Origin of the sequence: Candidatus Merdisoma sp. HCP28S3_D10 (assembly GCF_052065835.1) — a bacterium.
In the GTDB taxonomy this organism is placed as follows: Bacteria; Bacillota; Clostridia; order Lachnospirales; family Lachnospiraceae; genus Laedolimicola.
Map to the genome: position 1 here is coordinate 166,819 of NZ_JBQHTG010000001.1, position 19,311 is coordinate 186,129.

The window sequence follows — 19,311 nt, forward strand, 5'->3', positions numbered from 1 at the left end:
GCTCCTCCTAATCCGGCTGTCCGAACGCGGACGCGATATTTTGCTTCAGCTCTGTCCGATCCTTGCTTCCAATCAGCTCTGTCATCGTGGCGTCCAGGCCGCTCCGCAGGATTCCGTGCAGATGATCTACATTTTTTCCCTGTCTGGCCAGCTGATGGGCCTCCACCTGATCGAGACCTCTGTCGTCCTTGAAGCCTCCGGCTGTGGCGTCCCATACGGCCGAGGTTCCCACCTCATGCATACGCTCAATCAGGGAGATTGCCATATCCTCCCGGGTGGTCGCCTTGTTGTCCGACGTTCCGGCCATATACCGGATACTTTTATAGATGAGAGAACCGCCGCCCCGGGCCAGCTCATAGCTTCCCTCCGCGATTCCGGTGGCCATGCCAGCCGTATAGAGCCCGGCTCCCGCCATAACTCCCACGCCGGTGGCTGAGGCGATCTCTCCTGCCAGCTTCAGGCCGTTGGCTACCACATTGGTGCCTCCTGTAATAACGCTCTCCACATTGTGGAGCAGCGCCTTTCTCATCTTCTTTTCTGCCTTATCTGCTTCCCGGTACTGCTCCATGGTCTCCATGGCCTCCAGCTCCCGCTTCTGGGTCTTCAGACGGGCCCGTTCCTCTGTGGAAATGCTTCCCTGGCCGTGGATCTTCTCGTCCAGTGCCTGAATTCTCGCGCCTACGCCGTACTGGGCCTCCCGGTAAATGGTATCGTTGCGGGAACGTAAGGAAGCCGCCTTTACGATACGGATCTTACCGCCCACGCTGTCGTCGCCCTGATTTTCTCTTGCAATTTTTCCCAGCAGATTCCGGCGCTGCTTATCGATGGCGCTGGACTTATTTCTTACGGTGTAAGCCTGGGCTGCGGTCGTATCCCCGCTCTTCTCGTATTTCGTTTTCTTATCCACCATATTCTGGTAAAGCATTTTGCAGCGCTTCCGCATATTGTGGTGGAAGATGGAATTGGCCACCACATCGGTCGCGTCCGCCAGCACAGCAGCTGAGTTGCTTACGATACCCAGAATGGAATTGTAGAAGGGAATCATTTTCGTGGCGGGACCAAAAACCGTTCCAAAGCCGTTGATGATCTCTACGATGTCATGTAACAGACCCCGGACCACCTGGAAGCGTTCCTGCTTGTCCAGCGTAATCTCCGTTTTATTATCCCTTTCATTTTTGATCGCGCCTACGATGGTGATTCCCGTTTTTACACACTTGAGTATCGTAGATACGCCGCTGAATACGGCTCCCGTGATCCCGGCTCCTCCGGTATCCGCATCCGTCATGTCCTTCATGACCTTCTCCATCTCCTGGATATCGCTGGAATCACCGCCGACGCCGCTGGAACCGGCTCCCACGTCCATCGTTCCCGTCAGCTTGTCGTATACGGTATTCAGACCGGTCTTCCAGTCAGAAAAAGCGTCCTTCACGGCTTCACAGACTGCCCCCGGCAGATTTTTAAATTTATTTTTCGCAATCTTCCCCCTGGACTCCTTCAGCTTCTCTTCCTGGTTCAGATCCGTCCCGGCGGCAGCCGCTTCTCCCTCCGGTTTGAATTTCTGACCGTCGGTCATATTCTGCTCCTTGCGGATCAGGGTCTCCAGAGGCGTCTTCCTCTCCTTGCGAATGGTTTCTTTATGACCCTCCTGCTTCTCCGCCCTGCTGATCCGCTCGTCCGCCGCCTTCATGGAAGCATTCAGGGCGTCCGTCAGGATCTGGGCGTGGGGACTGTTGCCCATGCCCTGCACCAGCTGTTCCCGCATAGCCGCCAGATTCTGATATCCCTTTCGGTCTCCCGCGCCCTGCATCCGCTCCAGCATCTGGATATAATTTCTCGTATATCCCATAGACTGCTGCGCCTGGGCCTCCTGCTGCCGCTTTTTCTCTTCCTCCGCCGCCTGTCTGGCCTGACCTGCCGCCAGCCGGGCCGCTTCCTTTTTCGCCGTCTTTTTCGCTTTCCGTTCCTGATACCAGTCGCCTAATCCCATACTCTATACCTCCTCCATCAGATAATAATAGCCTCCGAAATCGCTGGCCAGCAGCGTCTTTCCTGTCTTGGCCATCTCCCTTTTTACGCCGGTCAGCACATGGCGCATTCCCACCGGCACGCCCTCTCCGGCTGCCAGGAAGGCCGCGGCCACCGCCACATTTTTAATCTGGCTGCCGGAAAATTTGAATTCCTCCGCCAGATATCCGTAGTCCAGATCCTCCCGGGGCGTATCCGCCGGAAATACCCGTTCCCAGATTTCCCTTCTTCTCGGTACGTCCGTAAAGGGGAATTCAATAATGAACTTAAATCTCCGCAGGAACGCGTTGTCAAAATTCTGCAGAAAGTTCGTAGCCAGAATGATAATGCCCTCGTATTCCTCTATTTTCTGCAACAGGTAGGCGGTTCCTGCATTGGCGTATTTGTCGTTGGAGTCCTTCTGATCCGTCCGCTTGCCAAACAGTACGTCTGCCTCGTCGAAAAACAGAATGCTCTGGCTCTTTTTTGCCTGCTCGAAAATATTGCCCAGCTTTTTCTCCGATTCACCCACATATTTGGACATGACTCCGGCCATATCCACCTTGTAAAGCTCCATGGCCAGCTCCCCGGCGATGACCTGGGCTCCCATGGTCTTGCCGGTTCCGGGCGGCCCGTAGAAAATCATAGACACGCCTCTTCCATAGGCCAGCTTCTGTTCAAAGCCCCAGCGATGATAGACCTGATGATGAAGCCGCACCTGATCGCAGGCGTCCCGAAGCAGCTTTTTCTGGGGATCCGGCAGCACCAGATCCTCCCAGCGGTAATGCACCGGAATCCGCACCGCGTCCTTCCCCAGCTTATGCTCCAGCTGCGCCCTGCAGGCCTCCAGCAGATACCGCTCCTCTGGCTCGCTCTGCTCCAGCAGCAGCCGATCCTCGTATTCCTGTACGCTGTTGCGAATATATCCGGCCGGAAGCCGGTATTTATCCGCCAGATATTCCAGATTCAGCCCTTCCGGGAAAAGCCGCTCCCCCAGGAAGCTTTTCCAGAGAAGGATCCGTTCCTCTGTGGTATTTTCCGGAATCCGGACCTTTCGAATCAACCGTTCACAGCGAATCTTCCGATCCCACTCGCTTCCTCCGGTCAGGAACAGCACGCCCTGCCAGGTGCGAAGTCCCCAGAGGATCTGTTCCGCCTGTCCGCAGGCTACCCGTCCGGTCTCCGGATCTCCCTCCAGATCGCAGACGCACAGGGCGCTGCCGCCCTGGAGAATGGCTTCCCGCATAATCCGCCGGAGCATTTTCTGAAGGCTCTCTCCCTCCTCCGGCAGCTTTCCGCTGTCCACATAGAGAATGGGCAAGCCCTTCCGCCTGCAGAGAGCTCCGGCCTGAAGCTTCTTGCCGGAACCATTTTCCCCTTCCAGGTAAAAGCTGCGGGCCCCGCTGTCGTAGAGAGCCTCCAGCCCGTCCGTCAGCTTCTTCTGAATCAGCGGCTCCCGCATGTCCTCCTCCCCGCCGGTTCTTACGATACCGCCCAGGGCCGGATCCTCCTGCTCAAAATTCTGAAGGTAGCTCAGAATCCGGAAATCCAGCTTCAAGCGGAATTCCTGAAAGCCCTCCGGGACAGGAATTCCCCCTCCCAGGCTCAAGTCCTCCATTCCCTCAAAGAGAAGTCCTAGTTTTTCCCAGTCCCGCAGACATTCCTGGTACAGGAACCGCTGCTCCTCCTCCTTCTCCGTATACAGCCTAAGACACAGGCTTAAGCTCGGTACCCGGACGCCGTTCTGCTCGTTCAGGTATCCGATTGCCAGTCCCAGTCCGTGATCCAGCTCGCAGGCCAGGGAGAGGGCCGTCAGAAAGCCTTCGAACTCTGTCAGCTTCAGCGCATGGAACAGATATTCCATCACAATCATGCCGCCGTCTCTTAAGGTCTCCCTGCCCCGCTCCCGGATGTCCGCAAGCTCTTCCCGGAAAACCGTCGGCACATAGGTCTTTTCCTCGGACCTAAGCTCAGCCAGAAGCTCCTCCCTGGTAATCAGAATCCCGCCGTTCTTCCGAAGCAGCCCTCCGTCGGAGGTTTTTACATGGGTCAGCGCATAGGAAACCAGAAGTTCTCTGGCCCACCCGGTCAGCGCCTGATAGTATTCCTGCTCATTTTTGAATATCCTTGTCCTTATCCCGCTCATTCGTCCTCATCCTCCGGGCGTTCTCCATCGCCCTCAGTCTCTGCCCGTACTTCGCCAAGCGTCTTTTTCCGCTCCCGGTAATAGCTTTCGATATCCTTTTTCTGGAAATCATACGCGTAATTCATTTTCCGGAGAAAGATCCGGGCAGACGCGTCCTTCTTTATCAGAATGGCCTCCAGAAGGTTTTCCTCGTACATGCCCCGGGTATCTTCCCTCCGAAGCTCTTTTAACTCCGTTTCCCGTTCCCGATACTGCTCCCGTTCCGCCTCCTGGCGTCCGGCCTCCAGACGAAGCTGCCGTATCTGCTTTTCCAGCTCTTTTTTCCTGCTTTTTCTCTTTTCCAGCGCCTTCTTTTCTTCCTCTTTCACGAAGAAGGGCAGGGTCTTCTGTAAGCTTTCCATATTCTCCCGTCCCAGATAGGAAGCGACGGAGCGCCTGGTCCAGGGCTTATTCTCGCGCTTCTCGATAAGAACGGAAGCCCCCTCCCAGTACCGGGACACGTAGGCCCGGTTTTCATTGTTTCCCTTTAAAAGGGTCTTCTGCTGATACTCCTTCAGCTCCTTCTGGTACCGGCTCGCGACGGTATCGTAGCGGGAGGTCTTCAGATTGGCAAACAGAAATACCCGTTCCCGGTTGGGATTGTAGCCCAGCTGCAGTCTGCCGAACATATTTTCCTGCTTCATCAGCCGGTCGCAGCCCAGCATCTGCCCCTGCATCCGGCTCTGATAATAGCCCTCGATTTTTTTATGCTCCCCAAAATATTCCGTCTGCACATGACTGGCCGCCGTCAGCCTGTCAAAGGTTTCCCGGAAATGCTCCAGCTGCTTTTCCGACCGTTCTGCTGCTTCCTGCTTCATACTCCCACCTCCGGACACAATACGACTACTCTATCATAAATTTTCCCACAAAAAAGCAGGAAGCGCACTGCCCGAACGGGTAGTCCTTCCTGCTTTTTTATTTATGTAATAGGAAATTTCTCTGGAATTCCCTATTACATAAAAAACCTCCGGGGGATCGCACTGCGGCGGAGAGGTAGTATGCCGCTTACGCGACCCGCCGCAGGCGGAGAATCCTGCTTCGCAGGATTCTTTCTTATATAAGATGATACTCCGTAATCAGATTCAGCGCCTGACTCCGGTTTTTTGCCCCCAGCTTCTGATAGATATTTTTCAGGTGATACTTGACTGTATTTTCCGACACGCACAGGGTACGAGCAATCTCCGCGTTTTTTTCTCCCCGGGCCAGAAGCTTCAGCACGTCTCTTTCATAGCTGGTAAAATTGTCTGTCTGCAGTCTCTTTTTCCGCTTCAGATAACCGGGATAAATCAACATCTGGGCCCGGGCCGCCTTCAAAATTTCCCGGATATACGAATCCTTTCGCTCCTTCTCCCCGTACAGCTCATTCAGGAGCTCATAGACCGCCTCCCCTTCGTCCGCGAAAACCCGGATAAACCAGTAGCTCCGACCGGTCTCCACCGCCTCCGAAAGAAGCTCCTGCCAGTCCTCTCTCTGCTGCCGGAAAGCCTGTACCGCTTCCAGAATCCGTACCTGGATTCCCAGATAGGTCATCTGATAGCTGTCCGCAAAATCCCGCAGGGTCAGTAAAATCAGCTCTGCCGGAACATACTGCTCCAGCCACAGATACACTCTGGCCTTCATCAGATACTGATAATACTCCACGCTCAGAAAACGTCCCCGTTCGTCCGGCGCTTCCTTTTTCAGCCAGTCCAAAATCCGTTTCTCATCATTTTTCAGCAGATAATACCAGATCCGGTGAGCCAGCAGATTGCCATTCCAGTAGCAATCCGTCTCCTCTTCCTCCTCCAGCCGGTGAAGCAGAAAGGCTTCCGCGCCGTCGGCCTGATTCCGGACTACCATCAGATCTGCCACCTTCAGGTTGCACAGCTTCTGCATCCGGAGATTTTTTTCCTGCACAGCCATACGGAAGGTTCTGGTAAAACGGTTCAGGGCTTCGTCCAGCTGGTTTCGCTCATAGAAGACCTCTCCCAGAAGAAATTCCGCCATAGACGCATGCTCTTCTCCTGCCAGCCGCCGGATCTCTTCCTCATAAGGATTCTTCTCCCGCTTCCCCTCCCAGTGGAAAAACGCGCTGTAATCCTTATCACCGTGAAGCAGGGAAATGTTGCCCGGAATCTGCAACATCCGCCAGATCTCTCCGGTAGACGTATCCGCTTCCTCCACATGCTTCCAGATCTCCGAAAGCAGCTCCGGCGTCATGCTGCCCGTTCCTATCATCTTCAGGATCAGAAGCAGCGATCCGGTATCCTTTTTCTCTCTCCGCTCCAGAAGCTTCCGGTATCTCTCATAGCCCTCCAGATTGCCGCCGATACATTCCAGCATGGCTCCCGCCATAATCAGACGCGGATATTCCAACATATCCGGCAAAGGCCCGCTCAGACAGTAGTCCTCCAGAGAAAGGAAGGTCTCATAGCTGATGGGCCGGGACAAAATCCGATCCAGGAGCTCCGCCATCTTATCATAAAGCTTCAGAAGATCGGCGAAGCGCAGGGCCGCCGTATAATCCTGCTTTTCCTCATAAAAATACATTGCCCTCTGATACAGTCTCTCCAGCTGCTCCGGCGTCACGTACTTATACATCATGCGGGCCAGGAACTGACGGAACAGCCCTACAAATCTCCAGCGGCCTCCTCCTAAGTCCTCCAGAATACTTCCTTTCTTCCGGAACCGCTGTACCAGAGCTCTGGCCTCGCTCACCGATATATCCAGAATCGTCCACACCAGCTCCTCCGTCAGCTCTTCAAAGCAGGCCAGGCTTAAAAGGGCGTTCTGTTCCTCCACCTTCAGCGTCCGGAAAAACTTGATATCAATCCACAGGAATACGTCCTCCAGACACTGCTCTCTTTCCTGCCGTCCATAGCCGTGGACACTGTCCCGCAGCGGTTCCTCCAGCATATAGATACACAGGGGCATATTGTCAAAATCCTTTTCTATATGAAGGTAGTCTTCCCGGTAAAGACGGAAGCCCTTTTTCTCCAGATAAGCGCTTACGTCCCGGTTCTCCGGCCGGATATCGGGAACTCCATATATCCGGAGACGTCCGGCCACCCGGAAGGGCATCAGTTCCTCCGGAAGCGGCGCTGTGGAGGTGAAAATCCATCGTTCCTCCCGTCCTCTTTCCCCAACCCTTGCCCAGAGCTTTTCCAATCCGGGCTGCTCCAGCAGACGTTCCAGTCCCGGAACAATCCGTACTCCGCCCTTCGTTTCCGGTATCTGATCCGGATCGGTCACAATGCAGGCGTCAAATTCCGGGTGGTGGGCCGCAAAATCCAGAACCAGCCTGTCCTTTTCCCAGCCTATGGGCGCATGAAAATAAAGAACGCCGTAATTATTTAAATCCTCGCACATTCTCTGCTCCAGTTCCGGGTGTTCGATATGCAGTTCGTCCATTTCGGTTGTCTGCGTCTTTTTCATAGCTATATTATAGCACAAGGATTTTGATTTTAGGGCACGTCGTGCGTATTTCACTTTTTTTTATGAAAATATAACTTGCTTCTTGTAGAATTTTAGGTTTTGGTGTATGATAGGAAACGATTTTATATCCGACTTTGGTATGAGACAAGAGAGGAGTTCTATTATGAAGATTATCAAACAAGTTGGAATTATTTTCTCCATCTGCGCCCTCAGCGTATTGATCGAGCAATTTCTGCCCTTTGCCCTTCCGGCCAGCGTCATCGGTATGATTTTACTCTTTCTGCTTCTGCTGAGCGGCCTTCTGAAAATTGACCATATCCGGGAGAAATCAGACTTTCTGCTGGCCAATATGGCATTTTTCTTTATTCCGGCAGGCGTGAATGTCATCAATTATCTGGACATTCTGAAGGCCAACTGGCTTCCCCTGCTGCTGATTTGTGTACTGACTACCATCATTACTTTTGCGGCCACAACCTACAGCGTGCGCTTCACCATGTATCTGCTTTCCCGCAGGAAAGGAGGCTGCCATGCGTGAATTATGGACTTCCCCTTACTTCGGCATTGCCGTAAGCGTCCTGGCCTTCTGGGCCGGGGAAAAGCTTCAGAAGAAGCTGAAATCGCCCTTCTGCAATCCGCTGCTCTTCGCTATCCTGGCTATCGTGCTTGTCCTGCTGGCCTTCGATATTCCTTATGAGAGCTACAACAACGGCGGCGCGGTCATCAATATGTTTCTGGCCCCGGCTACCGCCTGTCTGGCTGTATCCATCTACACCCGGATTCAGATTCTGAAGGAGAACGCCATTCCGATTCTGGTGGGCTGCACCGTAGGCTCCCTGTCCTCCATGGGCAGCGTCTATGTGCTCTGCCGGCTCTTTGGTCTGGACAAGGCCATGACTGCCTCCCTTCTGCCCAAATCCATCACCACGCCGATTGCGGTGGAGGTCTGCCAGAGCCACGGCGGTATCGTACCGGTGACCGTCATCGCTGTCATCTTCACCGGAATCCTGGGCAGCATCCTGGCTCCCTACCTGATCCGCATTTTCCGGGTGAAGAATCCCATTACCGCAGGTCTGGCCATCGGAGCCTGCAGCCATGCCGTCGGTACCTCCAAGGCCCTTGAGCTTGGAGAAACAGAGGGCGCTATGAGCGGACTGGCCATCGGCGTCTGCGGAATCCTGACCGTTGTCTTTTCTATGGTGCTGTTATAATGTTGGACTAAAAAAAGAATCCCGCCTGGGATTCTTTTTTTACATTATATTCCGGAAATCATTGAGCATTATCACCAGCATCAGGGCCATCAGAAGCATCAGGCCCACAAAATGAACCATGCCTTCCTTCTCTGGATCGATCCGCTTGCCCCGGCGCAGTACTTCCAGCAGGAGAAATACCAGCCGTCCGCCGTCCAGGGCCGGAATCGGCAGCAGATTCATCACACCCAGGTTGGCTGACAGGAGAATCGAAATATTCAGCATATTCAGCCATACGTAAAAGCCGCCGTCCTCCCGGCTGGCCTCATAGGTATTTCCAATGGTATTCACGATACCCACCGGGCCTGAGATATCGTCGGCGCTGACCTGTCCGCCAAACATCATTTCCAGGCTCTTCAGGGTAGTGCCGATCCAGTACTTCACCTCATAGGCGCTGTAATATACAGTCTGGAAAATATTTCCTTTTGTCCGGACGCCGGATCCCTGGAAGCCCAGCAGATAAGTGCCGTTTTCGCTCTGCTTCGGCTCCAGCGTCACCGCATGGCGCTCGCCCTCCCGCTCATAGACAAGGTTCACCGTCTCGCCCTGATGGGTCTGTACATAGAAGCTGACCTCCCGGTATACGTGGATACGCGTCCGGTTCATCTGCACAATCCGATCCCCCGGCTGCATACCGGCTTCCGCCGCCGGATAGCCTTCCATGACCTTCACCACGTCCGGCGCGTCGTAGCCGATACTCCCCACGATAAACAGCGCCATAAAAAAGGCCAGGATAAAATTGAAAATGGGTCCTGCCGCCACCACGGAAATCCGAGTCCAGACGGATTTGCTGCCAAAGGAATTATCTTCGTCACTCTCCCCGTCCTCTCCCACCATCATGCAGGAGCCGCCAAAGGGCAGAAGCTTCACCGAATAACGGGTCTCGCCGATCTGCTTGCTGAATAGCCTGGGGCCCATACCCAGGGAAAATTCCGTAACACCGATCCCGCCCCGCTTGGCCAGCAGGAAATGACCGAACTCATGGAACAGCACGATCAGGCTGAATATCAGAAGCGCAAGTATGATTTTCAACTTACCACCTGCTTTCGATAAATTCGTACACCGCCTGCTCCGTGGCGAGAATTTCCTCCACCGACGGATTGGCCTTTACCTTATGCTGCTCCATACAGGTTCCGATGATCTCCGGAATCTGCAGATACGCGATTTTACGGTCCAGGAATTTGGCTACCGCCCGCTCGTTGGCCGCATTGTATACCGTAGGCATGGAGCCGCCCGCAGCCGCCGCGTCGAAAGCAAGCCGAAGTCCCGCGAAGGTCTCCATATCCGGTTTTTCAAAGGTAATCTCTGTCAATTTCCAGAAATCCAGCCGCTCGCCCGGAAGGCAGCGCCGCTCCGGATAATAGAGCGCGTACTGAATCGGCAGCTTCATATCCGGTGTGCCCAGCTGCGCAATCACCGCGCCGTCCACGAATTCCACCATGGAATGAATGATACTTTTGGGCTGCACCACAATCTGGATATTCTCCGGCTCCACGCCGAACAGCCATTTTGCCTCCATCATCTCCAGTCCCTTGTTGACCAGGGTAGAGGAATCGATGGTGATTTTCCGGCCCATGGCCCAGTTGGGATGCTTCAGGGCGTCTTCCACCTGGATATTCTTCAAATCCTCCAGCTTCCTGCCCCGGAAAGGTCCGCCGGAAGCAGTCAGAAGAATTTTCTTCAGCTGGCTGCGGTTTTCTCCGTTCAGGCACTGGAAAATAGCACTATGCTCGCTATCCACCGGAAGAATTTTCACGCCGGTCTCCTGTGCCAGTGGTATAATAATATGCCCGGCCGTCACCAATGTTTCCTTATTGGCCAGAGCGATGTCTTTTCCTGCTTTCATGGCCGCAATTGTAGGAACAATTCCTATCATTCCCACGATAGCCGTCACCACAATCTCTGCTTCCGGGTGTGTGCAGACCTCAATGAGGCCGTCCATGCCGGATACTACTTTTACGTCCAGATCCTTTACCGCAGCCCGCAGCTCCTTTGCTTTCTCCTCTGTCCAGACTGCCGCCAGCCGGGGACGGAACTCCCGGATCTGCTCCTCCAGCTTCTTTATGTTGCTGCCTGCCGCCAGCGCTACAATCTCCAGATCTCCATTATTTCTCGCTACCTCCAGCGTCTGGGTTCCGATGGAACCTGTGGAGCCGAGAATCGCTATCTTCTTCATTCTTTTCTCCTTACTGCCCGCTCCGCTTCTACCGGCTGAACACCAGAAGGGTCAGCACGTAGATAATCGGCGCGGTAAAAATCACACTGTCAAACCGATCCAGGATCCCGCCATGGCCCGGAATCAGGTGTCCGTAGTCCTTGATCTCATGATTGCGCTTAATGGCTGAGGCCGCCAGATCTCCTATCTGGGAAACCACAGCGCCCGCCGCGCATAAAATCACGCAGCCCTGCCAGTCCAGATGGAACACCAGGCCGTAGGCAGCGCCCAGAAGAGCTGCTCCCACGATACCGCCGATACCGCCCTCCACGGACTTCTTCGGGCTTAACACCGGAGCCATCTTGTGCTTTCCAAACAGAATCCCCACCGCGTAGGCGCAGGTATCACAGCCCCAGGAGCAGATAAAAATCAGGAAATACACAATCGGCGTATTTCTTCCCTCAATGGGAATCATGCGGGTCTGATACAGGAAAGACAGCATTACCGCCACATACACCAGCCCGAAAAAGGGCGCGGTAATCTCATCGGTCCTGAATTTGGGAAACGTAAACACATAGATGGCCATCAGCACCATCAGAAAGCCCACCAGAAGCAGCGGCCCAGCCATGTTGAAGGCGTCCCCCAGATAGACGGTTCCGTAATAAAGCACCGCGAAAACCAGACCGAATACGCCCGGAAGCTTCTTCTCCAGTCCGAACACCTTCAGGAATTCCCAGTATCCAATCAGGGAAATCAAAAAGGTAAAGCCAAACAGCACCGGACCGCCCACGATACCCGTGGATATAATAATTGCAAGCAGCACAATGCCACTTATCAGTCTCGTCAGAAATGACTTCATCTTATTCCTCCCTCACGCCGCCGTAGCGTCTGTCACGTTTATTGTATGCCAGAACAGCCTTTTCCAGCTCTGCCTTTGAAAAATCCGGCCAGTGAATATCTGTAAAATAAAACTCCGAATAAGCAAGCTGCCAGAGAAGATAATTAGACAGCCTCTGCTCGCCGCTGGTCCGGATCAGAAGATCCGGATCCGGGATCCCGGCCGTATCCAGATACTTTTCGAAGGTGGCCTCGCTGATCTCCTCTGCCTTCAGCTTTCCGGCGTCCCGGTCAGCCGCCATCTTCTTCATGGCCCGCACCATCTCGTCCCGGCTGCCGTAGTTGATGGCAATCTGGAAATTCAGGCCGTCATTGTCCTTCGAGGCCTCTTCCAGCTCCGCCACGCTTTTCTGGATATCCTCTGCCAGCGCGGTCTTGTCGCCGATGACCCGGACCCGCATATGATTTTTCTCCGCCGTCTTCAGGCAGTTCTTCATATAATTCCGCAGAAGCTTCATCAGAGCGTCTACTTCCTCCTGGGGCCGCTTCCAGTTTTCTGTGGAAAAGGCGTAAACCGTCAGGTATTTAATGCCCATATTCCAGGCCTCCCGGCAGATGGTTTCCACTGTTTTGGCTCCCTGGGCGTGTCCATAATTCCGGGGCATTCCCTTTGCCTTGGCCCAGCGTCCGTTGCCATCCAGAATGATGGCCACATGCTGTGGGATCTTGATATCTTTTTCCATATTTTTACTTCCTCCATGGTTCTCTCCAGACACTTACGCTTATCTGTCTGAATCGCACAATGGGACGGGCAGCACAAAGATACCACCCGTCCCCTCGTATTTTTCTGCAGACCTTATACGGTCATAATCTCCTTGGACTTCTCGTCCACAGCCTTGTCGATGTCCGCAATGTACTTATCGGTCATCTTCTGGGTCTTGGTTTCCAGATCCTTCATATCGTCCTCGGAAATCTCATTGGCCTTGTTCTGCTTCTTGAAAACCTCGTTGGCGTCACGGCGGATATTGCGGATCGCTACCTTGGCAGCCTCGCCCTTCTTCTTGATATCCTTTACCAGATCCTTTCTGCGCTCCTCGGTCAGCTCCGGGAATACCAGACGGATGACTGTACCGTCGTTGGACGGGGTAATGCCCAGATCCGAAGTCAGAATCGCCTTCTCGATGGCCTTAATCAGGCTCTTCTCCCAGGGCTGAATCTGCAGCATTCTGGGCTCCGGTACGGAAATATTGCCCACCTGCTGAATCGGTGTGGGAGTTCCGTAGTAATCTACCTTCAGCTTGTCCAGCACGTGCGGATTGGCGCGGCCTGCGCGGATCGCTGTAAACTCGCGAATCATTGCGTCATAAGACTTGGTCATTTTTTCCTCATATACTTTCAATCTCTCATCCATATTCAAATCCTCCGATTCATTTATTCCGACTATACGGTAATTCTGGTTCCGTTAAATTTCCCTCTTACGGTATCCACGATGCTGTTCTCGCCCTCCAGGCCGAATACCAGCATGGGCATCTTATTCTCCATGCACATGATGGAAGCGGTCAGATCCATGACAGCCAGACGCTTGTCTACCACCTCGGCAATGGAAATCTCATCGTACTTCTTCGCCTCCGGGTTCACCTTGGGATCGCTGTCATATACGCCGTCGATGGCCTTGGCCAGCAGGATCACGTCTGCCTCAATCTCAATGGCACGAAGGGTGGTACCCGTATCTGTGGAGAAATAGGGGTGTCCGGTTCCGCCTGCGAAGAACGCCACGCCGCCTTCCTCCAGGAAAGCTACTGCCTCGTCCTTGGTAAACAGCTTTGCGAAGCCGCCGCATACGAAGGGTGTAAACACCTGTGTCTTCATTCCGATGGAACGGAAAATGTCTGAAGTATAGATACAGTTCATAACCGTAGCCAGCATACCAATCTGGTCCGCCTTGGTACGCTCCATATTCTCACTGGTGCGGCCTCTCCAGAAGTTTCCGCCGCCAATGACGATACCCACCTGAATGCCGTCGTCCACCAGGGTCTTTACCTGCTTTGCCACGCCCAGAACAGTAGCCTCGTCAAAGCCTGTGTGCTTCTCACCCGCGAGAGCCTCACCGCTTAATTTCAATAATACTCGTTTCATGCTCGAATCTCCTTTTGATCTGCAGTGCGCCCACTGCTCAATACTAGATTCAGTATAGCACACCTGTCCCCTCTATTTCAATCAAAATATCCATTTACCCCTTCGGTCAGTCCGTCTGCCAGCCGGGATAAGGCTTCGTCACTGTGATCCGAGCAGGCATTGCCAAGCTCCATATCCACGGAAGGGATGGTGCTGTAGGAGGTCTGTGTCAGATCAATGCTCATCTGTCCATTCTTGTAAATGGCTGCGCCCTGATTCTGAAGGCCTGCAATCAGAGCCGCGCCCAGGGCGTCGTGCTGCTGCCAGTGAGACGCCACCGGCTCCATTTCCTTCAGGGCGTCCGGCACGGAGATATAAAAGCAGCCCTTATCATAACTAAGGCCGTCCCCGTCCCAGTGGAGAGCGATATGGCAGTCAGCCACGTTATTGCAGATGACCGTCCGGGCCACATTGTCCAGCTGCACATCGTCGCCGTCCCGCAGCATTAGCACATCGTACCCCGCCGCCAGCAGCCTATCCCGGAAAATCTGCGCCATTCTAAGGGTCACGCTCTTCTCCGGCGTGCCGTCCTGAAAGGTCATGCCGCCGGATACCGCCGCTGCCCTGGTGGCTCCCGCCCCTGTGCTTCCTCCCGTGGTCTTGGCCGATCCGTCCGGATGGCAGAGGGTTTTGACACTGCTGCCTCCCGAGGTTCCATGTCCTGCGTTGACGCCAATGATGATGTCTTTCCGGTTCTCTGCCGCCCGGTACAGAACTGCGGCGCCGGTGTGAATGGCGGAGTGATCCGCGTACTGCCAGGTATCGTCCAGGGAAATGAGCTGACCGTTCTCGTAATTTACGACAGGCGTGGAGTTCTCTGATTCGCTGTCGTCCGCCGCAGCTGTCTCTTCTGTATCTGATGCATCCTCTGCGGCTTCGGTAGCTTCTTCCACAGAATCTGTATCTGCCTTCTGAGCGTCAGTTTCGTCAGCATCATCGGCAGTCTCTCTTTCGTTCTCCGGCTCTTCTTCTGATACAGCCGCGCTCTCCTGCTGTACTGCTTCTTCCGCCTTCTCTTTGCCGCAGCCCCACAGACCTGCCGCCAGAAGGCCTGCGCACAGACATACCCTTACTTTTTGCTTCACCTTTTTCCCTCCCCGGCCTTTTCCCGCTATCTGATAACGTCAAAACAGCATCCCATCTATCTTCAGGATGCTGTTTTGACATTTTATATTTTATTATACAGGAGTTCCCACAGAAAGTAAATTTTTATTTCTTTCCATACTTTTTACTGATTCCCGCAACCACGCCGCTTAAGGCAAAGAGCGCCATGGCGTTCGGGATCACCATCAGGCCGTTGAAGAAGTCCGCCAGCTCCCACACCAGATCCACCTTCAGGGTAGAACCTACGATAATAAAGGCTACTACAATCATGGAGTATACCTTTACGGCCTTCTTGCCGAACAGATACTGCACATTGATCTGTCCGAAGAAATGCCAGCTTAAAACCGTGGAAAAGGCAAAGAACAGAAGGCAGATGGCTACAAAGATATCTCCGAAGCTTCCGAAGCCCCGCATAAACGCCTCCTGGGTCAGGGCGATACCGCCCTTGCCGGAATCCATGGCTCCGGTGGTCAGCACAGAAAATACCGTCAGGTTCAGTACGATAAAGGTATCAATGAACACGCTGATCATAGCCGTCAGTCCCTGCTCATGGGGATTCTTCGCTGCAGCTCTCGCATGGGCGTGGGGTGTGGATCCCATACCGGCCTCATTGGAGAACAGGCCCCGGGCCACGCCGTAACGGATAGCTTCCCGGACCGTAATACCGGCAGCGCCGCCGACCACTGCGGTCGGATGAAAGGCTCCTACGAAAATCATCCGGAAAGCCTCCGGAAGCGCCGTGATATTCATGCCAATCAGAACCAGACTTCCCACAATATAGATTCCTGCCATAAACGGCACAATTTTTTCTACCACTGCCGCCAGTCTGGTGGTTCCGCCCACAAAGATAAAGGCTGCGACCACTGCCAGCAGGATTCCCACCGCTACCGGCGGGATATTGATATTCCGGGATTCAAAGACGCCGGAAAATGCGGCGCCGATGGAATTGGACTGCACCATATTTCCCATAAAGCCAAGGGCCAGAACAATAAATACCGCAAAAATCACGGCCAGAACCCGTCCGAAGGTTCCCTGAAAGGCCTGGTGGATATAGTAGACCGGGCCTCCGGTCACTTCCCCCTCCTTCTTTGTCTTATATTCCTGGGCCAGAGTGGCCTCGCCGTAGATCGTTGCCATTCCAAAGAAGGCGCTGACCCACATCCAGAAGATCGCGCCCGGGCCTCCGGCTATCAGCGCCGTAGCCGCGCCGGTCAGGTTGCCGGTACCTACCTGGGCCGCTATGGCCGTAGCCAGAGACTGGAAGGGCGTCATTTCTCCCTCTTTCCGCTCCCCGCCGGCTGCTTTAAAATGTCCGAAAACCAGGCGGCAGCCCTCTCCGAACTTCCGTACCTGAATAAACCGCAGACGAATCGTAAAAAAGATTCCCGTACCGCACAGGATGACGAGCAAAATCAAGCCCCACATCCATTCATTTACTGCTTTCACAAATTCCAACATCGCTTTTTCCCTCTCTTTTATGCGTTTTGGCGCAGCGAGATAAAATACGCTTCGCGAATTTTATCTCGCTATCGCGGCAGTCGTCAAGGTCTCGTGCAAGCACGGACTTTGACTCGTTGCTCGCGAAAAAAATAAGAGCTGATTTTTCAATCAGCCCTCCAAAGAGTAGAACATTCGCTTTTGTAAGCCCTGTCCTTTTGCCTGAGAGATAGGCAGACGGTTTTCCTTTTCCATCTGCGTTACACCTTCGGCGCTCATTTTCTGAGACTCTCCAGAGTTCATCGACTTGTGTTTTTCGATAGTACGTACTATAGCATACTTTTGTCCGTCTGACAAGGACTCTCTGGAAATTTTTATATATTTTTTATATCAGCCACAATTTTTTTGCTGCTGTCTTCGCCTCCAGGCGCCGGCTGACGCCCAGCTTGCCCAGAATATGGCTCACATGGGTTTTCACGGTACTCAGCTTGATGTTCATGATTTCTCCGATTTCCGCATTGCTTTTATCCGCGCAGATCAGGCGCAGAATCTGAAGCTCCGTACCCGTCAGCGCAGCGGAAAGGGAACGTTCCGGCTGCAGAAATAAAGGATAAAGGGAAGCCTGCGCCCTTACATCCCGCAAAAGCTTCTGCCGCCATTTTTCGCTGCCGCCGGTATAGCCAAGCTCCTCCAGGAGCGGCAGCACAGCCGCCCCATATCCGCTGACTGTACGGATAAAGCCGTATTTTGCCGCCGTATCCAGGGCCTTCGTCAGGATCTCCTTCCATACAGCGTCCTTTTTCCGGTAATAGGCCAGCGCCTGCAGGATATGCAGATGAATTCCGTCTATCTGCCGACTGCAGGCCTGACAATAGGTTTCCATCGGGGCAAGCGTCAAAAGGACCGCATCCGGCCGATCCTGGGCCAGCTCTACCATCGCCTGGGTCAGATAGCGATACCGCTTCATCACATGGAAGCACAACGGAGCGCGCGGCGCGCCAATCCGGTACCAGTCGTCTGCCTCGTCCATTGCTCCCCGGTACAGCGCAATCCGGCAAAGCAGTCCATTGATATTGGCACGGAAGCGTGTCTCTCCGTTGTCCAGAAACCGCTTTTTCAGATCCTCTACCGTTCTTTTCGCTTCCTCTGCCTGACCTGCTGCCAGCTGACTGCGGGCCAGCAGCCCGGTAAGGGCAAATTCTATATCCGGCGTACCGTTGCGCTGAATTTCCCCTATCCGGGATATCAGGGACAACAGCCGACGGCTGATATCCTCCCCCTTTTCAAATTTGCTCTCGGCAATGGCGCAGTCTGCCAATCCGACCCCGTCCCGGCCCAGGATCGTTTCCACCGGCAGCCGCATGGTCCGGTACAGCAGATCGTCTTTTTTGCTCCATTCTGAAAAATCCTTACCGCCATTCATGATACTGGGCAACGTACTGGTCACGGAAAAGGGCGTCAGGGTAATCTCTTTTTCCGTAAGCAGACGGAAAACGGCCGGAATCGTCTCCAGCATTCCCTCTGTCCCCCTCTGCGGCAGCGCGATATCCAGCCATGCCATACGGCTTCGCGCCTGACGGCCCGCGCCGTCCCGGCGATCGCAGTTTTCCGCAAACTGTTTCAGCTCCCCATACCAGCGTTCCGATTTCTCGTAATCCCCCTCCAGCGCACAAAGCATACTCATTCCCTGCATGAGAGATGGGGAGGCGAGAATCTCCTTCTCCGGAAGGCTGTGGTAGTATTTTTTCATCTTACTGTAATGTCCCATGCCCGGATGCAGCTCCGCTCCGCGGATCAGAAGCTCCGACACCCTGGAATGATCCCCGCTCCTGGTATAGCATTCCAGTGCGTGGGAATAATCTTCCTTCCATTCGTAATACATTCCGCCCCTGCTGTAGACGGAACGACACTTTTCCTCTGTATATTCCCGCTCCATCTCCCACAACAGAAACTTTCGGAACTGGGGCCAGAAACGGAACCTGGAGATGCCGTCATAGCGCAGCATGGTCGTATGGCTCTGCAGCCAGCCCAGCACCTCTCCCACGTGGGGATCGCCGCTGATCATACGAGCCATCTCTATATCAAAGCGCTCAAAGGGCGCCATTTCCAACAGGAAACGGCGTACAGGCAGATCAAAGGGGCGGTATACAGCCGCTTCGAAATAGCGGAAGACCTCCCGGTAAGCCTGTGTCACCAGGCCGGGACCATAGGGCCGTCCTCCAGCCATCAGCCTAACTGTCAGCTCCACACCCAGAGGATAACCGATGGATTTTTTCAGGATATCGCTGACCTCCGAGTCCGTCGCCTCCACCCTCCGCCTTCGGAACAGCTCCCGGATATCCTCCCGGTCGAACAGAAGAGCGTCTGCATCCACCACGGTCATCAGTCCCGTATAGCCAAAGGCCATCAGACAGTCCGGCGGCACGCCTCTGGATAACAGCACAAAACGCCGTTCCATGTTTTCTCTGATCTTTTCGCACAGCTTTTTCTGATTCTCCTCCAGCATCAGATGAAAATCATCTATCAGAAGAATTTCCCAGTTTTTGTCATTTTCTATTGCTTCAAACTCCGGCTTTTCCGCCTGCATCCGACGGACCTTCCGGTTTTTCAGCAGCTCCTCTGCCACCGCCGTCTTTCCGAAACCACAGGGCGCGCTGAAGAAAAAGATTCTTCCCTGTTTCATGCTGTTTTCAAACTGCAGCGCCACGGTCGGCTTTATGATAATCCGTCCTTCTCCCATCCCAATCACCCTC

General features: G+C 54.0%; 15 protein-coding genes and 1 riboswitch. Of the genes, 2 read left to right on the forward strand and 13 right to left on the reverse strand.

Translation table 11 applies throughout. The annotated features are described in order from the left end of the window. Positions 1-7: 7 nt before the first annotated feature. The 4 genes from ACTNCH_RS00710 to ACTNCH_RS00725 form a co-directional block, all read right to left on the reverse strand. A complete protein-coding gene (locus ACTNCH_RS00710) occupies positions 8-1,987 on the reverse strand; it encodes a hypothetical protein (RefSeq protein WP_441015745.1) in 1,980 nt (659 codons plus the stop codon). 3 nt (positions 1,988-1,990) lie between these two features. Beyond that, positions 1,991-4,150 carry an ATP-binding protein gene (locus tag ACTNCH_RS00715; protein WP_441015742.1) on the reverse strand — a complete coding sequence of 720 codons (2,160 nt, stop codon included), beginning with the start codon at positions 4,148-4,150 and terminating at the stop codon, positions 1,991-1,993. Beyond that, positions 4,147-5,007: a hypothetical protein gene (locus ACTNCH_RS00720; RefSeq protein ID WP_441015739.1), complete on the reverse strand. Its 861-nt coding sequence runs from the start codon at positions 5,005-5,007 to the stop codon at positions 4,147-4,149. The genes ACTNCH_RS00715 and ACTNCH_RS00720 overlap by 4 nt, the downstream gene beginning before the upstream one ends. 235 nt (positions 5,008-5,242) lie before the next feature. Then, complete coding sequence (locus ACTNCH_RS00725; RefSeq protein WP_441015736.1) at positions 5,243-7,579, reverse strand: LuxR C-terminal-related transcriptional regulator; 2,337 nt, start codon at positions 7,577-7,579, stop codon at positions 5,243-5,245. 187 nt (positions 7,580-7,766) lie between these two features. On the opposite strand from ACTNCH_RS00725, the gene ACTNCH_RS00730 reads away from it, so the two are divergent. Together ACTNCH_RS00730 and ACTNCH_RS00735 are read left to right on the forward strand one after the other, a co-directional pair. Further along, positions 7,767-8,138 carry a CidA/LrgA family protein gene (locus ACTNCH_RS00730; RefSeq protein WP_441015733.1) on the forward strand — a complete coding sequence of 124 codons (372 nt, stop codon included), beginning with the start codon at positions 7,767-7,769 and terminating at the stop codon, positions 8,136-8,138. Next, positions 8,131-8,811, forward strand: coding sequence for an LrgB family protein (locus tag ACTNCH_RS00735; RefSeq protein WP_441015730.1), 681 nt, complete (start codon positions 8,131-8,133; stop codon positions 8,809-8,811). Before ACTNCH_RS00730 ends, ACTNCH_RS00735 begins: the two co-directional genes overlap by 8 nt. Before the next feature lie 39 nt (positions 8,812-8,850). Here the strand turns inward: ACTNCH_RS00735 and rseP are convergent, their stop codons facing one another. The 9 genes from rseP to ACTNCH_RS00780 all read right to left on the reverse strand — a co-directional run bounded on the left by rseP (position 8,851) and on the right by ACTNCH_RS00780 (position 19,298). Next, positions 8,851-9,882, reverse strand: a complete 1,032-nt coding sequence (rseP, locus tag ACTNCH_RS00740; RefSeq protein WP_441015727.1) for an RIP metalloprotease RseP — start codon at positions 9,880-9,882, stop codon at positions 8,851-8,853. Position 9,883: 1 nt separating this feature from the next. Then, positions 9,884-11,026 carry a 1-deoxy-D-xylulose-5-phosphate reductoisomerase gene (locus ACTNCH_RS00745; protein WP_441015724.1) on the reverse strand — a complete coding sequence of 381 codons (1,143 nt, stop codon included), beginning with the start codon at positions 11,024-11,026 and terminating at the stop codon, positions 9,884-9,886. 28 nt (positions 11,027-11,054) lie between these two features. After that, positions 11,055-11,864 (reverse strand): phosphatidate cytidylyltransferase, encoded by an 810-nt coding sequence (locus tag ACTNCH_RS00750; RefSeq protein WP_441015721.1) that lies wholly within the window; start codon positions 11,862-11,864, stop codon positions 11,055-11,057. A gap of 1 nt (position 11,865) precedes the next feature. Then, a complete protein-coding gene (locus ACTNCH_RS00755; RefSeq protein ID WP_441015718.1) occupies positions 11,866-12,585 on the reverse strand; it encodes an isoprenyl transferase in 720 nt (239 codons plus the stop codon). Between the two features lie 113 nt (positions 12,586-12,698). Continuing rightward, entirely contained in the window at positions 12,699-13,253 is a 555-nt protein-coding gene (frr, locus tag ACTNCH_RS00760) for a ribosome recycling factor (protein WP_441015715.1), read from the reverse strand. Between the two features lie 29 nt (positions 13,254-13,282). Continuing rightward, complete coding sequence (gene pyrH / locus ACTNCH_RS00765; protein ID WP_441015708.1) at positions 13,283-13,978, reverse strand: UMP kinase; 696 nt, start codon at positions 13,976-13,978, stop codon at positions 13,283-13,285. Positions 13,979-14,055: 77 nt separating this feature from the next. Beyond that, entirely contained in the window at positions 14,056-15,102 is a 1,047-nt protein-coding gene (locus tag ACTNCH_RS00770) for an N-acetylmuramoyl-L-alanine amidase family protein (protein WP_441015705.1), read from the reverse strand. 124 nt (positions 15,103-15,226) lie between these two features. Further along, positions 15,227-16,579 (reverse strand): alanine/glycine:cation symporter family protein, encoded by a 1,353-nt coding sequence (locus tag ACTNCH_RS00775; RefSeq protein ID WP_441015702.1) that lies wholly within the window; start codon positions 16,577-16,579, stop codon positions 15,227-15,229. Positions 16,580-16,758: 179 nt separating this feature from the next. Further along, a riboswitch (glycine riboswitch) is annotated at positions 16,759-16,864 on the reverse strand. A 79-nt stretch (positions 16,865-16,943) separates the two neighbouring features. Continuing rightward, positions 16,944-19,298, reverse strand: coding sequence for a LuxR C-terminal-related transcriptional regulator (locus tag ACTNCH_RS00780; protein WP_441015699.1), 2,355 nt, complete (start codon positions 19,296-19,298; stop codon positions 16,944-16,946). Positions 19,299-19,311 lie beyond the last annotated feature (13 nt).